Annotated in this window: 19 protein-coding genes; 13 read left to right on the forward strand and 6 right to left on the reverse strand. The window is 37.4% G+C overall.

Going from position 1 to position 23,429, the window contains the following annotated elements; all coding sequences use genetic code 11:
• Positions 1-357 precede the first annotated feature (357 nt).
• Both QNI22_RS14625 and QNI22_RS14630 read left to right on the forward strand, forming a co-directional pair.
• The gene (locus QNI22_RS14625) at positions 358-756 is read left to right on the forward strand and encodes a hypothetical protein (RefSeq protein WP_314511637.1); all 399 of its coding nucleotides are present in this window, start codon (positions 358-360) and stop codon (positions 754-756) included.
• A 223-nt stretch (positions 757-979) separates the two neighbouring features.
• The gene (locus QNI22_RS14630) at positions 980-1,708 is read left to right on the forward strand and encodes a hypothetical protein (RefSeq protein ID WP_314511638.1); all 729 of its coding nucleotides are present in this window, start codon (positions 980-982) and stop codon (positions 1,706-1,708) included.
• Between the two features lie 511 nt (positions 1,709-2,219).
• On the opposite strand, the gene QNI22_RS14635 is transcribed toward QNI22_RS14630, so the two are convergent.
• The 3 genes from QNI22_RS14635 to QNI22_RS14645 form a co-directional block, all read right to left on the reverse strand.
• Positions 2,220-3,818, reverse strand: a complete 1,599-nt coding sequence (locus QNI22_RS14635; protein WP_314511639.1) for a DUF6377 domain-containing protein — start codon at positions 3,816-3,818, stop codon at positions 2,220-2,222.
• A 249-nt stretch (positions 3,819-4,067) separates the two neighbouring features.
• Complete coding sequence (locus QNI22_RS14640) at positions 4,068-4,295, reverse strand: hypothetical protein (RefSeq protein WP_314511640.1); 228 nt, start codon at positions 4,293-4,295, stop codon at positions 4,068-4,070.
• 255 nt (positions 4,296-4,550) lie between these two features.
• Positions 4,551-5,429, reverse strand: coding sequence for a helix-turn-helix transcriptional regulator (locus tag QNI22_RS14645; RefSeq protein ID WP_314511642.1), 879 nt, complete (start codon positions 5,427-5,429; stop codon positions 4,551-4,553).
• A gap of 194 nt (positions 5,430-5,623) precedes the next feature.
• Between QNI22_RS14645 and QNI22_RS14650 the strand changes: the two genes are divergently transcribed.
• From QNI22_RS14650 to QNI22_RS14695, 10 genes are all read left to right on the forward strand, one after another.
• A complete protein-coding gene (locus QNI22_RS14650; RefSeq protein WP_314511643.1) occupies positions 5,624-6,757 on the forward strand; it encodes a Gfo/Idh/MocA family protein in 1,134 nt (377 codons plus the stop codon).
• 12 nt (positions 6,758-6,769) lie between these two features.
• The gene (locus QNI22_RS14655; protein WP_314511646.1) at positions 6,770-7,756 is read left to right on the forward strand and encodes a Kelch repeat-containing protein; all 987 of its coding nucleotides are present in this window, start codon (positions 6,770-6,772) and stop codon (positions 7,754-7,756) included.
• Between the two features lie 676 nt (positions 7,757-8,432).
• Positions 8,433-12,125: a PAS domain S-box protein gene (locus QNI22_RS14660; RefSeq protein WP_314511648.1), complete on the forward strand. Its 3,693-nt coding sequence runs from the start codon at positions 8,433-8,435 to the stop codon at positions 12,123-12,125.
• Between the two features lie 55 nt (positions 12,126-12,180).
• Complete coding sequence (locus QNI22_RS14665) at positions 12,181-12,705, forward strand: chemotaxis protein CheW (protein WP_314511650.1); 525 nt, start codon at positions 12,181-12,183, stop codon at positions 12,703-12,705.
• A gap of 65 nt (positions 12,706-12,770) precedes the next feature.
• Positions 12,771-13,130, forward strand: coding sequence for a response regulator (locus tag QNI22_RS14670; protein WP_313975876.1), 360 nt, complete (start codon positions 12,771-12,773; stop codon positions 13,128-13,130).
• Between the two features lie 10 nt (positions 13,131-13,140).
• Complete coding sequence (gene cheB, locus QNI22_RS14675) at positions 13,141-14,190, forward strand: chemotaxis-specific protein-glutamate methyltransferase CheB (RefSeq protein ID WP_314511652.1); 1,050 nt, start codon at positions 13,141-13,143, stop codon at positions 14,188-14,190.
• A gap of 74 nt (positions 14,191-14,264) precedes the next feature.
• Positions 14,265-16,064 (forward strand): chemotaxis protein CheA, encoded by a 1,800-nt coding sequence (locus tag QNI22_RS14680; protein ID WP_314511654.1) that lies wholly within the window; start codon positions 14,265-14,267, stop codon positions 16,062-16,064.
• Positions 16,061-16,642, forward strand: coding sequence for a hypothetical protein (locus QNI22_RS14685; protein ID WP_314511657.1), 582 nt, complete (start codon positions 16,061-16,063; stop codon positions 16,640-16,642). The genes QNI22_RS14680 and QNI22_RS14685 overlap by 4 nt, the downstream gene beginning before the upstream one ends.
• 88 nt (positions 16,643-16,730) lie before the next feature.
• Complete coding sequence (locus QNI22_RS14690) at positions 16,731-19,052, forward strand: PAS domain-containing protein (RefSeq protein ID WP_314511660.1); 2,322 nt, start codon at positions 16,731-16,733, stop codon at positions 19,050-19,052.
• Between the two features lie 39 nt (positions 19,053-19,091).
• Positions 19,092-19,913: a CheR family methyltransferase gene (locus QNI22_RS14695; protein ID WP_314511662.1), complete on the forward strand. Its 822-nt coding sequence runs from the start codon at positions 19,092-19,094 to the stop codon at positions 19,911-19,913.
• A 27-nt stretch (positions 19,914-19,940) separates the two neighbouring features.
• Here QNI22_RS14695 and QNI22_RS14700 read toward each other — a convergent pair whose 3' ends face one another.
• The 3 genes from QNI22_RS14700 to QNI22_RS14710 all read right to left on the reverse strand — a co-directional run bounded on the left by QNI22_RS14700 (position 19,941) and on the right by QNI22_RS14710 (position 22,327).
• Positions 19,941-20,882: an EamA family transporter gene (locus tag QNI22_RS14700; protein WP_314511663.1), complete on the reverse strand. Its 942-nt coding sequence runs from the start codon at positions 20,880-20,882 to the stop codon at positions 19,941-19,943.
• Positions 20,883-20,993: 111 nt separating this feature from the next.
• Positions 20,994-21,314, reverse strand: a complete 321-nt coding sequence (locus QNI22_RS14705) for a 2Fe-2S iron-sulfur cluster-binding protein (protein ID WP_314511665.1) — start codon at positions 21,312-21,314, stop codon at positions 20,994-20,996.
• A gap of 2 nt (positions 21,315-21,316) precedes the next feature.
• Complete coding sequence (locus tag QNI22_RS14710) at positions 21,317-22,327, reverse strand: NAD(P)/FAD-dependent oxidoreductase (protein ID WP_314511666.1); 1,011 nt, start codon at positions 22,325-22,327, stop codon at positions 21,317-21,319.
• 191 nt (positions 22,328-22,518) lie between these two features.
• Here QNI22_RS14710 and QNI22_RS14715 point away from each other — a divergent pair, with 191 nt between their 5' ends.
• Entirely contained in the window at positions 22,519-22,932 is a 414-nt protein-coding gene (locus QNI22_RS14715; protein ID WP_314511670.1) for an EamA family transporter, read from the forward strand.
• Positions 22,933-23,429: the final 497 nt, after the last annotated feature.

Here is a 23,429-nt window from a genome sequence, read left to right on the forward strand (position 1 = left end):
AAGTCTTAGTGAGGTATTGATAGAATGAAAATTAAGATGGATAGGAGATATTCTATTGAAGTTAGTACTGATGCACATACAAAATAACTGGAATGCCATCTTTTTAACCCAATTCAGGTTTAAAGCTATACAGAAATAAATACAATTTGTAGTAAGCTGATTTATAAGAAAATAAGATTTGTTCCTTGATCAATTGCCAGATATTCTGTTATTTATATATGTGTTTCTAAAGTAGATATCTGCCTGGTTATCATTAAAGATATAGGTAAGTGTATGACAGTCTTTACTGAGTTGAATCATCTACTCAGGTTATATCGTATTTTACTTTTATGTCAAAACTAATTAATAAAAAAGGTTATGACAATACTTGCCAAATCTCAGAAAGTACATGCCGAAGATCTGCATTTTGAGCATACACTTTGGCTCAATGAGTTAGGTTTTTATAAACAGGAGCTTGCAATTTTTCAGAAGCGTTTGATAGAAGTGGCTAATCGTAACAATTTAGAGGAATTTAGAAAATCACTTAGTCATCTGCAAAACCAGATTATTATTCAGAATGAACAATCCGATATTCATCTACATGATTTTAAATTAGCAGAGAAAGAATTAAAGAAAATTATTAATGCCAATCCAATTGCTTATGAACATCGCTTATTTGAAGATCATTCAAAAGAAAGAGAGCGTATGAAACGGTTTGTTGAGATTTACGATGGGTTTAAAAATGAATTCAATACATTCCTGATTAAATGGATGTAAGTTGATTTTTGATAGACCTAAAGCTGGAGTTACTTACTCCAGCTTTTTTTGTGCTTTATAAGAAAAAGTTACTTTTGTAACGACCTGTAGATGAATAAACAAGAAATTAGGTAAAGAATCTGTAAAATCGCGGATTATATAGTATATAAGCTTGTTGCAAATAAGCAGAACTGGTATTTGACTAATAGAGCCAGTAATTAAAAGATATATTCGTCCTATTTATATGCAAAAAATACTACTTTATTTTTTGGTGTTATTTACTGGTACTTTTGGAGTTTTTGAGAGAATACAAGCTCAGTCATCTGTACAAGGTGCTCAAACCAAAGAACCTGATAAATCACCCTCCAATAAACATTCTCCGACACGTTTATTGGAAATTGGTGTAGGACCAACTGCCTATAAAGGAGATCTGGCAAGCCAGTATCGGAAATGGTCATCAGCTTTTTATGTAGGAGTCAAATTTAATCGTAAACATCGGGTCAATGGCCATTTAAATCTGGCGATAGGCTCTATAACAGGACAAAATCCAAGTTATGTATTTACTGGTGAGTCAGAAACAACCCCTACGCCGAATCTGTATTTTAAGACAACATTTTTCTCATTGAATTATGATCTACAGATTAATCTTGTAAAAACACCGCGCTGGATTGTATATGTGAGTCAGGGTATCGGATTTATGCGTTATAATCCTAAAGATGAGTATGGAAATGATTTTCAGAACCAACTGAATACACGTGCTGCCAATGAAACATATGGAAGTATCTCTGCTATTTTACCTACACAGGCTGGAGTAATATATCTATTGCCTAATGGATATGGTGCTGGAATACAGGGAGGATGGCTTAACACACAAACAGATTATCTGGATAATATATCACAGTGGGGAAATCGTAGCAAAAAAGATAATGCTTTGTGGGTAAAATTTCAATTTATAGTGCCTCTGACATTCTAAAAGAGAAGGCTATATTTTGGAGTTGATCCTTTTTTGAGGAGTATAGTCAGCTGCTATGGGGCGAAAGAGAGGTGCATGCGCAGTCAATACAATTCGTACAAAACTTTAATAAAGTTTAGCTTTGTAGTCTTACACATTTATATAACAATTTCTGTAATAAAAAAGCTATCCCAAGAGCGATAGCCTTTTTGTTGAGTATAAAAAATTGAAGTAAGTACTATATTGACATTAGTAAAAAAGAAATGTGCTTCTATCTGAATACAACCAGGCAAGAGTGATTCCGGCTTATCATCCAGTATACAGAAGCGTGTTGCTATCAAAACAACTATAAAGAATGCGGATGTACAATTTATACTATGAAAATATAGATAAATAGAGGGGTGTTTGATGGGTAATGTGCTGATAAACAGGTGGGTGGGTGTGCAAAGGCTATTAGGAAATATTAATGGAATATGAGCCGTAAATACATTGCTTTGAGCTTAATCTTTACTGCAAAATTATGAGAAGCTCTTTATCCTGTTTTTATTTTCAGTAGCTCATCTTCAAAATGTTCATTAGGTATTATAGATTTATTCTTGACTTTGGTCTTATATGTATAGATTGTATTGATAGAGTAATCCAGTATTTTGGCAATCTTTTCATTGTCTTTAATACCTAGCCGAATCAGTGCAAATATTCGTAATTCAACAGGGAGTTCTTGTTTCTCATGTAGGCTATAGTGATCTTCTTCTTTGAAGAGGGTATTAAAATCAACTATGAAGTTTGGGAATATTCGCAGGAAGGTAGTATCAAAGCTATAAAACAAATTCTCCCGTTCAGTTTTAAGATTAATCTTTTGAACTATATCTCCTATTTCTTCTATACGTCGTGAGGTTATCTTTCGTGTGATTGCTTTTTTAAAAGCATCAATCTTATCAATATACTCAGAGAAGGTTGTAAAAAAATGTCCGATGTATTCTTCTTTTATTTTGTTGGCCTCCTGCATTCTGTAATTAGCTTCGGTTAAGTATTCATTAGATGCTGCCAGACTGGATTTGGCCTGACGAAGGCTTCTATTCTGTTTAAAAATGATGAATGCAAATAAAACTACCAGTACTGCAAGAACGGTAAGCACAATGGAATATTGTTGCAACGCTTTGTTCTGGGTTTCTGTTTGGACAAGTTGATTGCCTTCAATGATAGGTAATATATCAGAGATCTGTAATTTCCGGTGTCGGGCTCCATATACTCCAGCATCTTCGAGAGCTATCTTTACATATTGATATGCTCTCAGACTCTCTCCCTGCTGATATATCAATTCTGCCAGCACACGTGCTGCTACCGTTTCATGGTTAGATGCCTTGATGTCTGCTATTGTGGCCTGTGCCATCCATTTAATAGCGTTGTCTGATTGGTGAAGATTCTTATAAGCCGTACTAAGGCTGGATGCTGCAATAGCATACTGGTTCAATGATAATTTATAGCTTTTGAGCAAATACTCATAATAGTCTATTGCGGCTTGGATATTATGTACGCGCATGGCATACCATCCCTGGAAGTAATAATATTCCCAGGTATTGGGTTTACATAGCAAAACCGCTTTTTTTAAATATTGATTACCCAGATTATGATAAGCAGGTGAAAAATATTTATCCTGGCTATAATCAGACAAATCATAATAGGCACGGGCAATTTGACTATAGTATTCTTTCTGAAGGCTATCAGGAAGTTCTTCTATACGAATGGATTGCAAGGTATCCAGACATTCATGTAGCAAACCTGATGATAGTAAAAGAAAGCTCAATTTTAGTTTTGACTCATTGATTTGAGCAGGATGCTGTTGTAAACAAGCTGTTTGTAACAGTAGCTGGGCATATACGAAAGCAGAATCATAGATAAATGATTTGTATTCACTGTATAATTTTTGGTAGACCCTGGTTTTTCCTTCTATGTCTTCTTCTGTAAGCAGATTTTTGAGGTACTGGATATGTTGTTGCTTTTCTACAGTAAAGGTAGAGCGTTTCTGTATGATACTGTCCAGTTCTACCAATGTCTTGTCATATGGTTTTTGGGCAAAAGTGCCATATAGAGGAATCAATATAAGAAAGCAAACAACTAAGTGGTTCTTCATGATTTGTAGATGTCAGGAAAATAGCCTGATCAAGTACAAATATAAAGAAACGTGGATTTTTTAGGAAAAATACTCTGACAGTTATGGTAAAGTAATAGTTTACACTAAGTAAATTGAGAAGAACAACGAGTTGCTACCAATAGAAGCGTATAAGACACTACCTTTTAGAAGATAAGGTGCCATCTTCTAAAAGGCAGTGTCTTAGGGTAGTATACTAGAAATTTTACTTATTTCAGTATCGAAAATCTTCTACATAAATTGGATAATGATTGCAACATAAATCCAGGCAATCCAGAATATAAATGAGACTTCTTCAATAAGTTTGCTGCTGGTTTGAGCCCATTGGCGTAAAGATTGGTATTTTCCTCGTGTGGGATGATCAATATCTGCCCAGTCGAGGATTTGATTTACTACATTAGTCATTGCCCAGGTGGGTAACACAAGAAGTCTTTTGGTTAGGGTATCAAGAAAAAACATAGGAACTTCAGGCAGTTAGATTATCTATTTTGTTTCAGCAATATGATTCGGAAAATAGTATGTGGTTTTTTCGAGAAATTGCATAAAGTTATCGTATTCAGTCTTGTCAGGGACTAATCTATATGGTAACTACAAACAGTTTCGATCAAATTTAGGAAGGAAAACTCTGACAATGCTTAGCCAAAGAAGTATAGTAAGTGATTTGTATGCAAAGATACGTAAGTACTTGAAAAAAGATACACAAATGAAAGGTATTTATGCAAAATCTTTTAGTGCCGCTGTTGTTTTTGACTCAATCATCCGTTTTCGGAAATCTCCTGGGGTATATTGGTAATATTTTTTGAATAATTTGTTGAGATGGCTCTCATCTGAGAATCCCAATTCAAAAGCAATCTGAGATATACTCCAGTCACTGTATACCAAACGACTCTCTACCAGCTTGAGTTTGTAACGAAGAATATACTGTTGGAGAGATTCTCCCATTTGTCGCTTGAAAAAGATACTCAGATAATTGGCAGAATAATGCAGATGATCTGCTAACTGTTCCATCCGGAGTTTTTCGGGTGAATAAATATGTTGTCTGACATATACTAATATTGAGTCTAGTAAATGTGATCGTTTGGGTGTCTCTTTTTCTGTCAAAAAAGATTGCTCAAATATATTTCTTGCCAATAAACTTAGTACAGATCGCATGATGTAAGTAAGGATATTCTCTGCAAATGGTTTCTGCCGATGTTCATACTCATGAATTAATACTGCCAGTAGTCCGTGCAAACGCTTTTTCTCTTCTTCCATTTTGACCAAGCTGCCATGTATGTGATAAGGAGTATTAAACAGATAATCAATGGTCTGTTGCCAGTGAGGCTCCTGATTGTTTTGGAAGAAAGACTCTGTAAATCGCAGGTAACAGAACTGTGTTGAAGAGGCTATTGCAAAGATATGATAATCCTGAGGGCGTAGTAAAAAAACATCCCCTTCCTGATAGGTAAACTGGTGCTCATTCAGGCAATGAATACCTTGACCCTTTTCAATAAAAATAATCTCAAAATAACTGTGATTGTGCAATGGGTATGGCCATTCTGTTACTTCGAAACGGAATACATTGAATGGTTCATATTGATTAAAACGTTGCATAAAAATCAAAATACTAAAAAATAGTGAATTTGTACAAGAAATTCCATTTGCAGACAGATACATTTGTGATAATCTTTCTACCTTATAATAATTTTTTAATTGTATATCAGCTTGTTATACCTTGTGAGACAGAAGCGCTTTCTCACCTGATTACAGATATACAATATACTAAAATCACAAATACCTTATAACTTATGAAAAATACAGATATATTCTCTATTACCCACAAAGCTTCCCGCCGTTCCTTTCTTCAAAGTGCTGGTACTATGGCTTTGGGTGCTTCTTTTTTACCATGGCTGGCGGAATCTTCTCAGGCAGAAAATCTGCTGCAAGATAATAAACCACTAGGTATAGCTTTAGTGGGATTAGGATACTATAGTGCCCACCAACTGGCTCCTGCCTTGCAACAAACCAAATTTTGCAAACTTACAGGAATTGTAACTGGCACTCCTTCCAAAGCAACAGAATGGGAGAAAAAATATACAATTCCTAAAAAGAATATCTATGACTACAAGACAATAGACCGTATTGCCGATAATAAGGATATAGATATAGTATACATCGTATTACCTAATTCCATGCATGCCGAATATACAATTCGGGCTTTGCAGGCAGGCAAGCATGTGATTTGTGAAAAACCGATGGCAGTATCTGTGAAAGAATGCCAGCAGATGATAGATGCTGCTAAAAAAGCCAATCGCCAGCTTTCTATAGGATATAGATTACATTATACTCCTCATCACCAGGAGGTGATGAAATATGGACGTGAAAAAACATTTGGAAAAGTTAAGATTGTAGAAACCAGTGATGGATTTAAGATTGGCGATCCCAATCAGTGGCGTTTGAAAAAAGCACTGGCAGGTGGAGGTGCCATGATGGATATTGGTATTTATGCCTTACAAGGAAGTCGCTATACAGTTGGAGAAGAGCCTGTCTCTGTATGGGCGCAGGAATTCAAAACAGATTCAGTGAAGTTTAAAGAAGTAGATGAGACAATCTTATGGCAGTTGAAGTTTCCAGGTGGTGCTGTTGCCAACTCGTCATGTAGTTATGCTGCAGGCCTGGAACGCTTGTTTGCTACCTGTGAAGATGGTTGGTTTGAAATGGGGCCATGTTATGGATATGGAGCTATTAAAGGACGAACCAGTAAAGGAGATATGAATCTGCCACAACTCAATCATCAGGCAGCTCAGATGGATGATTTTGCGCAGTGTATTCTTACCAATAAGCCCACTCGTACACCAGGCGAGGAAGGATTGAAAGATATGCGTGTAATTGAAGCTATTTACCGTTCCATAGAAACAGGAAAGGTTGTTCCATTAAGTTAAATAGAACCTGCTATGAAAAAAGATACAAGATTTTTTATAGGTGGAAGCCTGTTGGCTCTCTTGTTGGTGAGCTTTACGTTTTTGCAGAACGATACAAAATGGAAAACGCTTACTCCTGCTAGTGAACCAGAAGTAAGATGTGAAAATGCCTTTGTGCGGGTGGATAATCAGTTTTACCTGTTTGGTGGACGAAAGAAGGAGTCGATGTATGTTTACAACCCAGCTTCCAATCAATGGCGTAAACTAGCTTCTGTACCTTTGGAAATGCACCATTTTCAGGCTATTGCCTATAAAGGTGAGATCTACGTATTAGGAGCTTTTACAGGCGACTTTCCTCATGAAACACCCATTCCCAATATTTATATTTATAATCCCAAAAAAGATCAGTGGCGTAAGGGGGCTGAAATTCCTGCCAATCGTCGCAGAGGAGCTGCTGGTGTGACTATCTATAAGAATAAGATTTATCTGGTGAATGGTATTACAGATGGTCATTGGGATGGACATGTAAACTGGCTTGATGAATATGACCCTGAAACAGGGAAATGGAGTATTTTACCAGATGCTCCGCATGTTCGTGATCATGTACAGGCTGCTGTATCTGGAAATCAGTTGTTTATTGCTGGAGGAAGACGTTCTACTCAAAAAATCGGGCATGTACTGGATCTGACTGTTCCGGAAGTAGATATCTATGATTTTACAAAGAAGCAATGGCGTACATTGCCAAAAGAGCAAAATATACCTACACAGAGAGCTGGTTGTACGTCTGTTACTTTAGGAGATCAGATTATTGTTATTGGAGGAGAGAGTCCACAGAAATTAGCTCATAATCAAACAGAAGCTTTTGATTTTAAGACTCAATCATGGCATGCTCTAGCGCCTATGCAAACGGGGCGTCATGGAACGCAGGCACTGGTATACAACCAGAGAATATACATAGCAGCAGGATCTGCCAATCAGGGAGGAGGTCCTGAATTAAGTTCTATTGAAGTGTTTGAATAAGGCTATTTTTATTGTTCTAAAAGATAGCTGTTTTCTTTACGTTTTTCTGGTTGTAAAGTATAGGTAAAATGCTTTTGGAAAATTATCTATAAGACTCAGTTTCTTAAAGTTATAAACCTAAGAAGAGATTGCAATATCTGTCTTGTTACAAAAAATACTTATAGTATCCGGTAAAATGGAAATAATTAGTCGTTTTACTGATTTACAGACTCAGAAATATATCTTTTGGGACTAAAATGTAACTCAAAAAGTTAATGGTCACTGGCAAAATAAACGTGGGTTTTATTTTCTTTTCATGTTTACTTCTTTCTGGTTTTTTCAAATAAAAGAAAATCTGTCAAATGCTAAAATAAAAATACTGTATAATTTGAAATGTGACTGCGTAATATATATATAGTGAAAGGGGTTGGTCCTAACTATTTTTTTCTGCGAAAAAACAGCCTGTACGGCTGTTTTTTGCTATAATAAGAAAAGGTTGAAGAAATCAATGTTCCTATTGCTGTTCTTCTTTTTTTCTTCTTATTGAGTATGAGATAGAATGGTATTTCATTTTTCCTTACGAAATATTACAGACACCTGTAAATGCTCATTATCAGATTGTTGTTGCCTTTGGTTAAAGGTAGATTTGCAAAGGTTTATTATTGAAATCTTATTCTTATCTCCAACTACTCCTTGTATGGCAAAGCGCGAATCATCTGTGAAAGCTTCTGAATCTGCTGGCAATAAGTCTGCTGAAACATCAAAAAGAGGCAGAAAAAAACATGATACTTCATCAGAAATAGTTGTAGGATTAGATCTGAGCGAAAATACATCGTTTGCAGAAATTGAAAAGATGGAAGCCTTAAACAAAGCATTGATTATGCAGGAGGGTGAGTTACGTCAGAGTATGGAAGAGCTTTCTGCTACACAGGAAGAAATGCAGCGTATTCTGAAAGATGTTGAGGAAAAAAATGCCTTCATTACAGATTTAATTAATGCTACAAATGATTCTATTATTGCAATTGACTGGAATTACAATGTAGTTGTATGTAATCAAAAAATTAAAGATACCTATAAACCTTATGGGTTAACTGTTGATAAAGGATTTCCTATTCTGCAGATATTTGGAGATGAGCAGAAAGAAATATATAAAGGTTATTATAACCGTGCATTGGCAGGTGAGTCCTTTGAGATTACTGAAAAGTTTGATTTATATGGCACCCTGCAATATTTTGTTCAGACTTACAGCCCACTAAAAGATGATAGTGGAGCTGTAATTGCTATTGTCATTTTTGCCAAAGAAATAACTGAAACAATTCAGGCTAAGGAACAAGCTGAGACTTTGTTACAGGACGCACAAACACATGCAGAGCAGCTCAAAGCACAGGAGGAAGAATTACGCCAGAATATGGAGGAAATTTCTGCCACGCAGGAAGAAATGCAGCGCTTGTTAAGTGATGTACAAAAGAAGGAAACAGAAGTACGTGAACTGATCAACATCTCTAGTGATTCTATTCTCACATTAGACAGACATTATACACTTGTTCACTTTAACAGTGTTTTGGTAGAAACTCTACAAGGGTTTAAGGTTGAAAAAGGGTTTAACATCATGCAAATGTTTAGCCCCGAAGAGCAGATTGAGAAAAAGAAAATATATGATCGTGTGTTTGCAGGTGAGGTTGTTGAGTCTATCGATCATTTGAAAACTTCTGGTCAGGATAGTTACTACAGTGTAAAACATGCTCCTCTATTTGATGAAAATAAAGAAGTAACATCCATTGCTATCTATGCAAGTGATATAACTGCATTGTACAAAGCTAAACAGGATGCAGAAACCCTGGCAAGAGAAGCACAGGAACAGACTGATGCGCTTAAGGCACAGGAAGAGGAATTGCGCCAGAACATGGAAGAGATGGCTGCTACTCAGGAAGAAATGTTGCGAAAAGAGCAGGAGTTGGTAGGGCAAAACAGTGCTTTGAACAACGCTGCCATTGTTTCGGAAGTAGATCTGCAGGGAAATATTATTTTCGTTAACGATGAGTTTTGTCGTGTCGCCAAATACACAAGAGAGGAACTTATTGGTCAGAAACAGAGTATTGTTCGTCACCCGGATATGCCTGCTTCTTTGTATGAAGATTTATGGCGCACGATTTCAAGAGGGAAAGTATGGAAGGGCGAAATTAAAAACAAAGCCAAAGATGGTTCTGCGTATTGGGTAGATGTGACTATTACGCCAGTATTAGGTAGTAATGGAAAACCGATCAAATATATAGGGGTTCGTTTTGATATCACGACACAAAAAGAACAACGCAGTGAGATAGATGCCATGATGAATGCGATTGACTCTTCATACGCATCTGCAGAGTATCTGAAAGATGGTACTGTATTGAATGCAAACTCGTTGTTTTTAGAGACGATGGGATATGACTCGCTGAGTGAACTTAGGGGGAAGCATCATCGCACATTGGTAGATGCGTCTTATGGACAAAGTGCAGAGTATAACGAGTTCTGGAATAATCTTTCCAATGGCATAGCTCAGTCAGGAGATTTTAAATGTATATCACGTAAGGGTAAAGAAGTCTGGATTGCGTCTACCTATACACCTGTATTGGACCCTACTGGCAAAGTAGTAAAACTGCTACAACTGGCCACAGATGTGACTGCACAAAAGATAAGAAACGCAGATTATAAAGGCCAGTTAGAAGCTGTTGGTAAGGCCAATGCTGTAATTGAATTTAATATGGATGGTACTATCATTACTGCAAATGAAAACTTCCTGAAAACAGTAGGATACACATTGGAGGAAATTAAGGGAAGGCACCATCGTATATTTATAGATTCTGAATATGCTGCCAGTTATGAATATAAGGCTTTCTGGGAGAAGTTGAACCGTGGAGAGTTTGATGCCGCAACGTACAAACGTATTAGTAAGGACAAGAAAGATGTGTTTATACAGGCTAGCTATAACCCAATCTTTGATTTAAATGGAAAGCCATTTAAGATTGTAAAATATGCTACAGATGTAACCAATTTCACTGTAGGCTTCCAGGCTGCTACCAAGTTTATAGAAGAAATCAAAAAAGGCAATCTGGATGCAGAAATGGAGCTGCAGGGTCTAACGCTGGATGGAGATATTGCTCAGGTGATTGCTACCTTGAGAGGTTTGAAGCAGATGTTGAAAGAGCTGATTACTGAAATCAATCGTCTGGTAAAATCAGCAGGTATGGAAGGACAGCTTAGAGAAAGACTAACAATCACAGATGTACATGGGATGTGGAAAGAGCTGGGAGATGCATTGAATCTGTTATTGACAAATGTTTCTGCACCAGTACTGGAAATCAATCGTATTGTAACGGCAATGTCTATGGGAGATCTCACTCAGCAGTTCCAGATGCAGGCCGAAGGAGATTTGAAAGATATGGGTAATGCTATTAACATTGCCTTGAAAAATATGAACAAGCTCTTCAAAACTATTGAAGAAAATGCAATAACAATCTCGGCAGCTTCTGACCAGATGATGGAAAAATCAGAAGGTATGAAGAGCAGCATTCTGGAAACAGCTTCTGCTATATCGCAGATGGCAGGTGGTGCACAGGAACAGGCTATTCGCACTGACGAGTCATCTAAACTGGTAGAAGGTATCTTACGGGCATCCAATGAGATGGGTGGAAAAGCTGATACGATCAACAAAGCAGCTGAAAAAGGCCAGTCAAGTTGTCAGGAAGGTATAAAGATCATACGGACAGTAGTGGATAATATGGGTGAAATCTCAAATTCTGCTAATGTTACGGCCAACTCTATTGATATTCTGACTTCCCGTTCAGAAGAGATTTCAAGCACCTTACGGGTCATTACAGACATTGCCGCACAGACTAATCTGCTTGCATTGAATGCTGCTATTGAGGCTGCACGGGCAGGCGATGCCGGTCGTGGATTTGCTGTAGTGGCAGATGAAATCCGTAAGCTCGCAGAAGATTCCCGCAAATCAGCTATCGATATTGAAAGGGTTGTGAAAGATGTACAGAAAGATACTGCATCTGCTTCTAAGGCAATAGATAAGATGAAAGACAGTGTGGTCGGTGGAACCCGTGCTACTCAGGATGCACAAACTGTCTTTGAAAGTATCAACATGTCAAGTAACGACACTTTAACTTTATCAAAACAGGTACAAGAGGCTACAAAAGAGCAACAGACTAATATTGGTGTAGTTGTAAAAAATATTGAAAAGATTGTTGTGGTGGCCGAAGAAACTGCGGCTGGTACACAAGAGATGGCTAGCTCTTCAAAGGCATTGAATAATGCAATGAATGATGTATCTGAAACAGGTAAAAATCTTTCAAAGATTGCAGAGGAGCTGAAAAAGAGTGTGAGTCAGTTTAAACTGGTATAGTACGCTTGTAAGATCATACGTAGTGGATTTATGCAACTTTAGTAAAAGTAATTGTATGGAAGATATCCAAACTGTTCATAAACAAGAAGGAACCAACGCAGTCAAAAGTACTTTTCAGATCATTGTGTTTCGATTGGAAGAGGAAGAGTATGCACTTTCCATTGATCAGATTAAAGAAGTAGTTATTACGCCATCCATTGCCCGCATTCCTCTGACTCAGAGTTATATTAAGGGAGTAGGCAATATTCGCGGCAATGTACTGGCTATTATGGATCTGGCAGACAAATTTGGAATTTCAACGGAAAAAAATATTACCAGTGGTACACATAAGTATACACTGGTAGTCGCCAGTGATGAATACAAAATGGGTATTCTGGTAAAGGATGTACCACAGACACTCAGAGTAACCAAGGATGACATTGACGAATCACCTGCTATTGTGCAGTCCGCCACTCTGGAAAGCAACTATATCAAAGGGATTATTAAGTCTGGTAACCGAATTATTGTCCTGATAGATATCTTCAAAGTTATCTCAAAAGAAGAACAGAATCTACTGGCACGTACTACAGATAAATTATAAAAACAATTCTTAACCAATGAAGTCTGGGATAAGTCAGCTTCAAAACCATCCGTAATAAATTATATATGAAAAAGAAAGTACTTGTAGTTGATGATTCTTTATACATGAGAACACTTATCAAAGATGCTTTATCAGAGGCTGGATTTGAGATTGTAGGGATGGCTGCAACCGGAGAAGCTGCTATTGACATGGCTATTGAACTTCAGCCGGATATTGTAACACTGGATAACATTCTGCCAGATATGCTGGGAATCGATATTCTGAAAGTATTCAAGGAGGAAGAGATGCAGTCGAAGGTAGTAATGATTAGTGCTGTAGGTCAACAGTCTGTGGTAGCAGAAGGATTAAGCCTTGGTGCTTCTGATTATATTGTCAAGCCTTTTACTGCAGAACAACTGGTAGAAGCTATTCGTAAAATAGCCTGATGATTATCAGATGCAGACATCTCCTATACAGGTATTGATAGCAGATGACTCCAGCTTCATGCGATTGGTTTTATCTGACATCGTTGGTTCTGACAAGGATCTGAATGTGATCGCTACAGCCGGAAACGGACTTGAGGCATATGAAAAAACACGTCAGCTAAAGCCTGATGTGATCTTGATGGATCTGATTATGCCTGAATACGATGGTCTGTATGCTGTTTCCCAGATTATGCGCGATTGTCCTACACCTATTGTAGTTTTAAGTGGTGCAGGATATTCTAACGAATTAACTGTATTTGATGCAATAAATGCGGGTGCTTTTGATTTTATTCACAAACCTGACAGTACACGTAATGCTAAAATACGAGATCTGGAGCATCAACTTACTGCCCGGTTAAAAAGTGCAGTAACTGTAAATAAACAAGGTCTTGCAAAGAAAAACAGCAGGGAAAACGGACATGCACATACATTTTATTCTCGGCTGGAATATGAAATTCTGACTATCGGATCTTCTACAGGAGGAACAGGTGCCATTGAAGATATTTTGAAGAAGTTACCAGGGAATTTTCCAATACCTGTGGTTATTGCTCAACATATGCCCAAAGACTTTTTACATTCTTTCAGTAATCGACTGAACGACATACTTCCACTGAAAGTAAAAGTTGCAGAAGAAAAAGAATGTATACAACCAGGGATAGTGTATCTGATGCCAGGAAATACCAATACCTATTTAAAAAGAGATATTTTACGAAATACTGTATCTGTACAGTTTACGGATAAAAAGTTTCTGGAATACAATGATCCTTCTGTAGATTGTCTGTTTGCATCTGTAGCAGATGTATACAAAGAAAGAGCACTAGCAGTCATATTGTCAGGTATGGGTAGAGATGGAACCAGAGGGATGGAGCGACTATTTATGGAGAATGCTCATACAATTGCACAGGATGAAAAAACAAGTGTCATTTTTGGTATGCCTAAGTCTGCTATTGAAAAAGGTGTGATTACAAAGGTACTACCGATATATGATATGGCAGGATACATTGTAAGTTGTCTTTCCTGATACGTATTCTTAAAACCAACTACACAACTCTTGCAAATAAAATTGCTGATAGATCCCAATAACACCCTGTAAGTATGAAAGGAGACGACGAATTAAAAGAGATTTTTTTGGCGGAAGCTCTGGAAAATACTGAGCAGCTAAACAAGCTGTTTACGGATCTGGAAAAAGATAATTCGAATAAGAAGGCGATAGATGCGATTTTTCGGATTACCCATACACTGAAAGCCAATGCCGCAGGAATGGGATTTTCTGATCTTGCCACTATGGCTCATACTATGGAAGATGTTTTTAATGTGATTAAAAGCGGAAACATGGTAATTAATGCCGATATTTTTAATGACCTTTTTAAAGCCAATGATGTTTTGTGTGCTTTGATTGAGCAGATTAAAACGCCTGAGAAGGTTGTTAAATTTAAAGGCATTAAAACGAAACTGGAAGTGCTAATCCGGACTAGTAAAGAAAAGCCAGAAGAGAAAATTAGTGAGGAGCCAGTTAAAATAAATAGTCAAACTGATACGCCTGTCTCTGTTAGTATGCAGGCAGAAGTCAGTTCTGTTATGTCACAGATACCTGTAGAGGACGCAGTGAAAGAAGTTGAGCAAACAGAACACGAGGAAACTGCCATTGCATTTTCGGACAATATTCATGTTCCAATACGAAAACTGGATAATCTTCTGGATCTGATTGGAGAGTTAATTATTGAAAAGGATCGTGTAATTGCGATGAATGGGAATAGTGGACGATCCAGACAAAATGATTATGCTCGTTTGCAACGGATAACCTCTGAACTGCAATATTCTATCATGGATGTCCGGTTGGTACAGGTGAATGTATTGTTTAATAAATTTCATCGTATTGTCAGGGATGTTGCTGCTCTTGAAAATAAGAAAGTAGATCTGAGCCTGGAAGGGACAGAAATAGAAATAGATCGGACCATTCTGCAAATTATAAGTGACTCACTGGTACACCTGGTGCGTAATGCAGTTAGCCATGGTATTGAATCAACACAGGGGCGATTGGCAAGTGGAAAGTCGGAGGCTGGTAAACTGAAATTAGCGGCAAGTAGTGAAAGAGAAGAAATTATCATCACTATTACAGATGATGGAAAAGGGATACATGCAGAAACAATAGCAAAAAAGGCAATAGAGAAAGGTATTATCACACGTGAAATGGCCTTGCTCATGAGTGAAGAAGAGAAGATTCAGTTAATATTTGAACCTGGATTCTCCAGTGCCGAAACTGTTACCGCTGTGTCAGGTAGAGGAGTGGGTATGGATGTGGTTCGAAAGGCAATAGATTCTATTGGTGGTGTTATTGGGATTGATTCAGTTGTAGGTATAGGTACTACTTTTACATTGCGGATGCCATCTTCTATGGCTGTAAAAGGTGCTCTTTTGTTTGAACTTCGGACAGGCGATTTTGCTGTGCCTTTATCCTATACAAAAGCTGTAGTTGCTATTCAGAAGAAAGCAATTCGGTCTATAGGGAATAACTTGTTTACAACCTATCTGGGCAAGACCATATCACTGGTTTATCTGAATGATTTATTTCAGCTAAAAGATAGAGAAGAGCTGACGAAAGGAGGGGTAATGCTTGAATCATATCATAAGACAAATGATGACGAAAAAATTCAGGTGATTATCATCTCATTTAACAATAAAGAAATTGGGTTTGTTGTTGACAAGCTGTTGCAACAAAAAGAGATTGTGGAAAAGCCCCTCAAAAAACCCCTTGAGAATGTGAAGTTTATCAGCGGGGCCACTATTCTGGGAAATGGTAATGTCTGTCTGGTAGTAGATGTACCTTCTATTATTCAATCTCTTTTCCGAAATTCTAAAATAACTTCTGTTAAAACTCAACAGGTAGCGGTATGACGAATGTATTTAATGATTATGATGTAGCTGCTGTCCGTGACCTTATGAATGGTGCATTGTTACAAGCTGCTGATGCCTTTTCGAAAATGGTGAACGATACCTTGGAAGTAAAAGAGGTTAATTTGATGTGTACTCAGCCTGTAGATCTGTTTGGACATTATACAGAAGCATTTTTGCTTACTACAGAAGTAAAGGGTGAAATTCAGGGTAAGAGTTATTTGTTACTGGACAATGACGAAGCACAGGTTGCTATAGCAAAGATGCGGGTTAATGATCCCTTCAATGCAGATGAACTGACTATATTCCAGAAATCTGCCTTGCTGGAACTGGACAATGTATTATCTGCAGCTGCATTAACCTGGGTGGCCAACCGACTGAATATATTTTGTTATGGAGATGTGCCTCATCTGCAAAAGCTTACTCACACAGAAATTCAATCATTTTTTAAAACAGAGGCAAATACAAGTTCCTGGATCATTCAAAGTAAGTTATACTCACACAAAGACCAAACAAGCCCTTCCTTTATCTGGCTTTTTGAACCAGATATGATTTATGCTATAAAAAAATCTACTAAGTAAGATGTAGGGGATAATTGCACAATATGCATAAATATACTTGCTTACTTTTGTTTAAGATCAAATGAGATATTACAACTGATTACCTTTTATGCTAAAGCATTTCAACGCTGGAACAAAGATCTTGCTCTTGCTGGGCTTTCAGGCTGGTCTTATAGTTACATATACAGCTTTTTTTTCTGGAAAATCTACAGCTTTACATAAAGCAGGATTTATACTTATATCTCTGTTCCTGATTTTTTATATCGGGTATGCTATATGGAAACAATGGATTGAACCTTTAAAACAGCTAGATATACTAACAGCAAAAATAGTTAATCAGGAAGCGGATATTGAATTTCAGAACCTTCGTGGGCAGGAAAACATTTCAGGTTATCTTACTGCTATTCATAAAGATAGAAATGAGGTGGTGAAGTTTGTAGAAGAAATATCACATGGAAACATGGAGGCTGATATACTAAATCTGGATAGGGATAAAGGAATAGGAAAAGCTTTGTTATCCATGCGTGCCAAACTAAAAGAGAAAGCAGATGAAGAAGGTAGACGAAACTGGGAAATTGCAGGAAGTACCTTATTAGGTGATGAACTTCGCAAGCATCAACATCTGAATCTGAACCAGGTAAGCCTGCATTTTTTGCGTCAGTTGATTGAGTACTGTCGTTTGAACCAAGGAGGGGTATTTCTGATCCAGGAAGAAGATGAGAAAAAATATATTGAACTAACAGGATGTATAGCCTATAATAAACAGAAATTTATTGAGAAACGACTACAATGGGGACAAGGTCTTGTCGGGCAATGTATTTTAGAGAAAGAATCCATTTATATAGAAGAAGTTCCTTCTCACTATGTTTCTATTACATCAGGTTTAGGTGAGGCAACACCTCGCTCAATTCTATTGGTGCCCATTGCGTATAAGGAAGAAGTGCTGGGTGTAGTCGAAGTGGCCTCGTTCCGGAAGCTGCAGCCACATGAAATCCATTTTCTGGAAACCAGTTGTGAGATATTTGGTTCGGTGATCTACAATGCCAAAATCAATGAACATACGCAGAAGCTGTTAACCCAGACGCAGAAAATAGCTGAAGAACTAGCTTCAAAAGAAGAAATGATGCGTAACAACGCACAAGAACTTATTGCAACGCAGGAAGAGCTCAATGTACAGCTTCGTCAGATTGAACGGCAGGCAAACCTGACTCAATCTATGATCGAGGCTATCAACAAAACGAATGCAAGTATCGAACTGGATAGAGAGGGAACCATTATTTCTGCCAATGAGATGTATCTGAGCCTGATGGAGTATTCCAGGGAAGAGATTGTTGGAAAGAAGGAGCGACAGTTTGTTGCTATGGATGAGCTCGTAAGTCAGCGGTATGAAATGATGTGGGATAGTATCAAAAATGGTTCTTTTAATTCCGGTGAATTCAAACGTATCAATAAACGAGGTAAAGAACTTTGGCTATCAGGTACGTATAGTCCAATATTTGATATTGATGGAAAACTACTGAAGATTGTTCAGCTGGCACAATTTACTACAGAGCAACGGGAAAAGGAGATGGAATACATTCACAAGTTGAATGCGATGAACCAATCCATATACTGTCTGGAGTTAACATATGAAGGGCGAGTTATTTATTCTAATAATGTGTTCCAGAAAGAGTTTGGCTATAAACGTAGTGAAATCACGAGCCGTAACTTTAGAGATTTTCTGGCTGATCCAACCAAGGCAGATGTCGATATAGAACATCTGTGTGATGCCACCAAGAACCCAATGCAGAATAGTGTTGTATTGAAGTTCTTGACAAAAGATAGCAGAGAGAAATATTTTGTATGCTCCTTTAGTCCAATTAAGAATCTTTCAGGTGAAGTAAGTAAGATATTGCTGATTATGATTGATTTTACCCGTCAGCATGAATTACAGGAAGAGATTGGCGATATATTAATTAAGGAACGAAGAGAGAAAGCCGTTCTTGCATTGAATTCTGCTATGGTAGGTGCCTTTGCAGATCATTTTGCCGGACTGGTTGTGGACCTGGAGAATAACTATGATTATGAAGATATTCTATATACTCTGAAAGGAAAAGAACACACTATCCCTCAGCTCACAGTTGGCAAAGATGGTATGATTATATCTATTAATGCCCGAGCCATGGACGCTTTAGGAATACCGGCATTGACAGGAAATTCAATGTTTATTCAAGATCACTTGTACTTTGTATGTGATGAAGAGCGGCAAGCCTTTTATGAAAGTATGGGGCAGGCATCCTTAAAAGAAATAAAATTAAAGGTGCAGGAGAAAGATGGTACCCTGACACGATTTATCGCATTCATTGCACCTGATTTTAAAGACAATAGATTTTCTTCTTCATTGGTTGTGTTTATTCATAGTGATCCCAATCAACAGCATTCCACTGACTGATTCAGGTTATTTTAGGTCGTTATTAATAAGTTAAGTTGAATGCAGAATACAAATCAACTCACTCAGGAAGAATTGGATTCTTTAATCCGCGCTATTTATGGAAGGTATGGCCTGGATTTTTCAAACTATGAACCGTTGTCATTGAGTAGACGAATTAACCGGATTATTGCCAAATACAATCTGGAAAATTCATTGGGTCTGTGGCGTAAAATTATCTACGATTCCAGTTTTATTCAATGCTTTATTGATGAGATTACTGTAGGACTTACCGAAATGTTCAGGAATCAGGACTTCTGGATTAAGTTACGGACAGATGTACTACCCGTATATGAGTCTAAGGACAATCTTTCTATCTGGCATGCCGGATGCTCAACAGGTGAGGAAGTGTATTCGATGGCTATTACACTTGAAGAAGAGGAAATTAGTTCTAATGTGTCTATAATTGCCACAGACCTTAATAGTAGTTCTATCCGAAATGCCCGACAAGGTAAGTTTTCTTCTCTGTACCAGAAAACGTATACAGACAATTATGCTGCTGCACAGGGAAAGAAGGAGCTAAATGCTTATTATTCTCTGGCAGAAGAGAATATGGTGTTTAATAAAGTTAGTACTCACAATATTGTCTTTGACCAGCACAATCTGGTAAAAGACGAAATGCCACAGGTGTTTGATATGATCTTATGCCGCAATGTGATGATCTATTTTGATGAAGTCCTAAAAATGAAAGTGTTGAAGCTTTTTCATGACTGTTTGCCAGAAGGAGGGTTTCTCAGTATTGGCTATTATGATACACTTCCCAAAGGCTACAAAGATCTGTTCTACACTTACGATGCTTCCTGCAAGATTTATCAGAAAATATAGTTTGTGTTCAATTTCCTGGAACTGGTTTTACTTAGCCTTTGTAGTTCTTATTGATCGATATGAAGGTAGGTTAATAAGTAATATACCTATAAGAATTACAACCAGTGCAAGCAATTGAAGTAGTGACAAAGTTTCGTTTGCCAGTATCCAGCCAAATAAAACTGCTACCACCGGATTTACATACGTGTGAGTACTTACCAAAGCAGGGGGTAAGAAAGTAATAAGCCATACAAAGGACAGATATGCTGCCAGAGAGCCCATAAAGATCAGGAATAACAACCCACTCCATGCTTGCCAGGATACATTTCGTATAGCAAAGGAAGACCATTCATGGGTGAGAGTACTTAATAGAAAGCATCCTATTCCTGCTGCAAATAATTGAATGCCGGCATTGGCAATAACAGATGCAGAAAAGGCATTGGTTTTTGAATACAAAGAACCTATAACCCAGAATACTGCACTCACTAATACTACCAGAGAGGCTATAAATGCATATTGACTAGATGAGGTAGCAAGTTGTGTCTGATCCTGCCATTGGAAAAATAAAATAATACCAACAAAGCCAATCAACAGACCTGCAATAATACTTTTATTGGCAAAATAGAAACTCCAGCGTTTTTTGTCCAATAACAAAAACCAGAAGGGCTCTGTTGCTATCAGAATAGCGGCCTGTCCTGAAGTAATATATTGTTCTGCCCAGGCAACCATGCCTGAACCTCCTACCAGCATCAGAATGCCACTGATTACATTAATTCTAATAGACCTGCCATCTGGTTGTTCTTCTTTGCGGGCACGACTTATAAGGTAAAGTAAGATTCCAGCTGTCAGGTAACGAATGCCGGATAGGATGAAGGGGGGGAAACCCTGAAGACCAAAGCGAACTGCCAGATAGGTTGAACCCCAGATTACATAAATATTAAAAAATGCCAGAATAATTAGCCATCTGGGCGTTGATGAGGCTGATGTCATGAACAGAATTGTATGGTATAGTAATACAGTAAACTTACAGGAGTATTTTTGATAATCAAAGCTTCCATACATTTACTGTATTACTACTTCTATTTCTCAGCAACAGAGAGGTTATTGTAACTCCCCAGCTATCTGAAATATACTACCTTGCATTGCCTCTGAGATTCTAAGCTGGCAGGCAAGTCGGCTGTGATTGGTCGCATTTGGTAAAGTATCCAGCATATCCAGTTCCATATCCGAGGGCTGCGGTAGTAAATCATTACCCTGAAGTACCTGAACATGACAGGTTGCACACAAGGCCATTCCTCCACAGGTTGCCAGTATATCATATTCAGATGCTTTCAACACTTCCATCAGGCTGAGGTTCATATCATCAGGAGCCTCTATCGATTGCCTTTCTCCATTGCGATCTTCAATTGTGAACTGAATCATAATTAAAATGCATTTACACCATTAACGGTGGTATATTTAAAACTTAATTTCTGATTGGGATATACATATTTAAAAGCACTTTGTGCCATCAATGCGGCTTCATGAAAACCACATAAAATCAACTTTAGCTTTCCAGGATATGTGTTTATATCTCCAATGGCATAGATACGTTCTACATTGGTAGAATAATCTTCTGTGTTGACCGAAATCGCTGATTTATCAATTGTCAATCCCCAGTCTGCAATAGGCCCCAGTTTTGGAGTAAGTCCGAATAAGGGGATCAGGTGGTCTGCTGTCAGTGTAGTGATTGCATTATCCTTTCCAGAGATGGATACTGTGTTTAGATGCCCATTACCATTGATGGCTACTACATTTGATTTTAGCAAAAGATTAATTTTTCCCTGATGCGCTAATTCAAATACTTTCTCAGCAGAGTCTGGAGCTCCTCTGAATGTTTCTCCTCTGTGTACTAGCGTTACTTCTTTAGCTACGTTTGAGAGAAATAGTGTCCAGTCTAAAGCGGAATCTCCTCCGCCTGCCAGTACAATCCTGCGATCTCTGAACAATTCCGGATTTTTAACCATATAGACTACTCCTTTGCCTTCAAACTCTTCCAGATGTTCAATCTCCGGTTTACGAGGTTCAAAACAACCAAGCCCTCCGGCAATTACTATTACCTGACAGGTAATCTCTGTTTTTTCATTGGTCGTTACTATAAACGAACCATCAGTTTGTTTTTCGACAGAATCTACCCGTTCGCCTAATGTGAAGGTGGGATGAAAGGGCGCTATCTGCTCCATTAGCCGATCTACCAGATCCTGTGCTTTTACTTCCGGGTACCCGGGAATATCATAAATCGGTTTTTGTGGATATATTTCTGATAATTGGCCACCTATCTGAGGCAACGCATCAACCAAGTGGCAACGCATTTTTAATAATCCTGCTTCAAATACTGCAAAAAGTCCAACTGGACCGGCTCCAATGATACATATATCAGTTACTATCTTTTCCATTTTATTGTTTGTATGCTTATAGTATGTAATTCTTTGTAAAAGTGGAATAACTTGCAGAATACAGCCAATCAATATTTTTTATTAGTCATAACTTTTAGTTATATTCTGTTAGAATAACATTTTGGTGAGGAGATTAGTTGAATTTGTTAAGTTTTATTTTAGAAATTTTTCCTTAGGATAATTATAAAACTATGTGGTGGATATATGCATTATTGTCAGCTGTTTTTGCAGCATTAACAACCATTCTTGCCAAGATGGGGATTAAAGGAGTAAGTTCTGATCTGGCTACTGCCATTCGTACTCTGGTGATTGTTATACTGGCATGGATTATCGTTTGGAATAAAAGAGAAGCTAAAGGGTTAATCACATTGACTCAAACAAATTGGACATTTTTGATTCTTTCAGGTCTGGCAACCGGCTTTTCCTGGCTTTGCTACTTTAAAGCGCTACAGTTAGGGGATGTATCGAAAGTAGCTCCTATTGATAAGTTAAGTGTAGCATTGACCATTGTATTGTCTGTAATATTTCTTGGCGAAACACTTACAGTCAAAACTGCAATAGGCGCTAGTTTAATTATTGCAGGTACCATGATTTTAATTCTATGATAAATGTCTTTTACTGAAAAAGGCTTTGTAGAAATACTGAAAGTAAAACCCAAATGGTAAAAATGCAGCCTGAAAAAGTGAAAATAATCTACTATAAGAACATTAGCTTTTTAAGTGTAATTTTTATTTTCTTTTCGAAATATCTCTTCATAAACGATTTGTTTAGTGATGTGCAAAATAGATAACTTACATTTAAGCTAATGTATAGGCAGTATTTATTTTAATAGTTGTGTTAATTATGAAAAATTATTCCTGACTTAAGATAAGGTAGACTAAACACTTTTTTATAGAATAGTTATAATCAGGTACTTGGAGTATAACCTTAAATGTGTTGTGGAAATAATAGTTAAACTACAAGAGATTTGTGTCTGTTATACGTACTATTGAGACCTTAGTAAATAGGATAAATTGTATGCAAGGGCACAATTGTAGCTTTACTACTTAACTAGAAGATGAGTATTTCTATATAGGTTTTGATCAGACTAGTGTTTTAAATT

The sequence above is a fragment of the Xanthocytophaga agilis genome, assembly GCF_030068605.1.
Classification (GTDB): Bacteria; Bacteroidota; Bacteroidia; order Cytophagales; family 172606-1; genus Xanthocytophaga; species Xanthocytophaga agilis.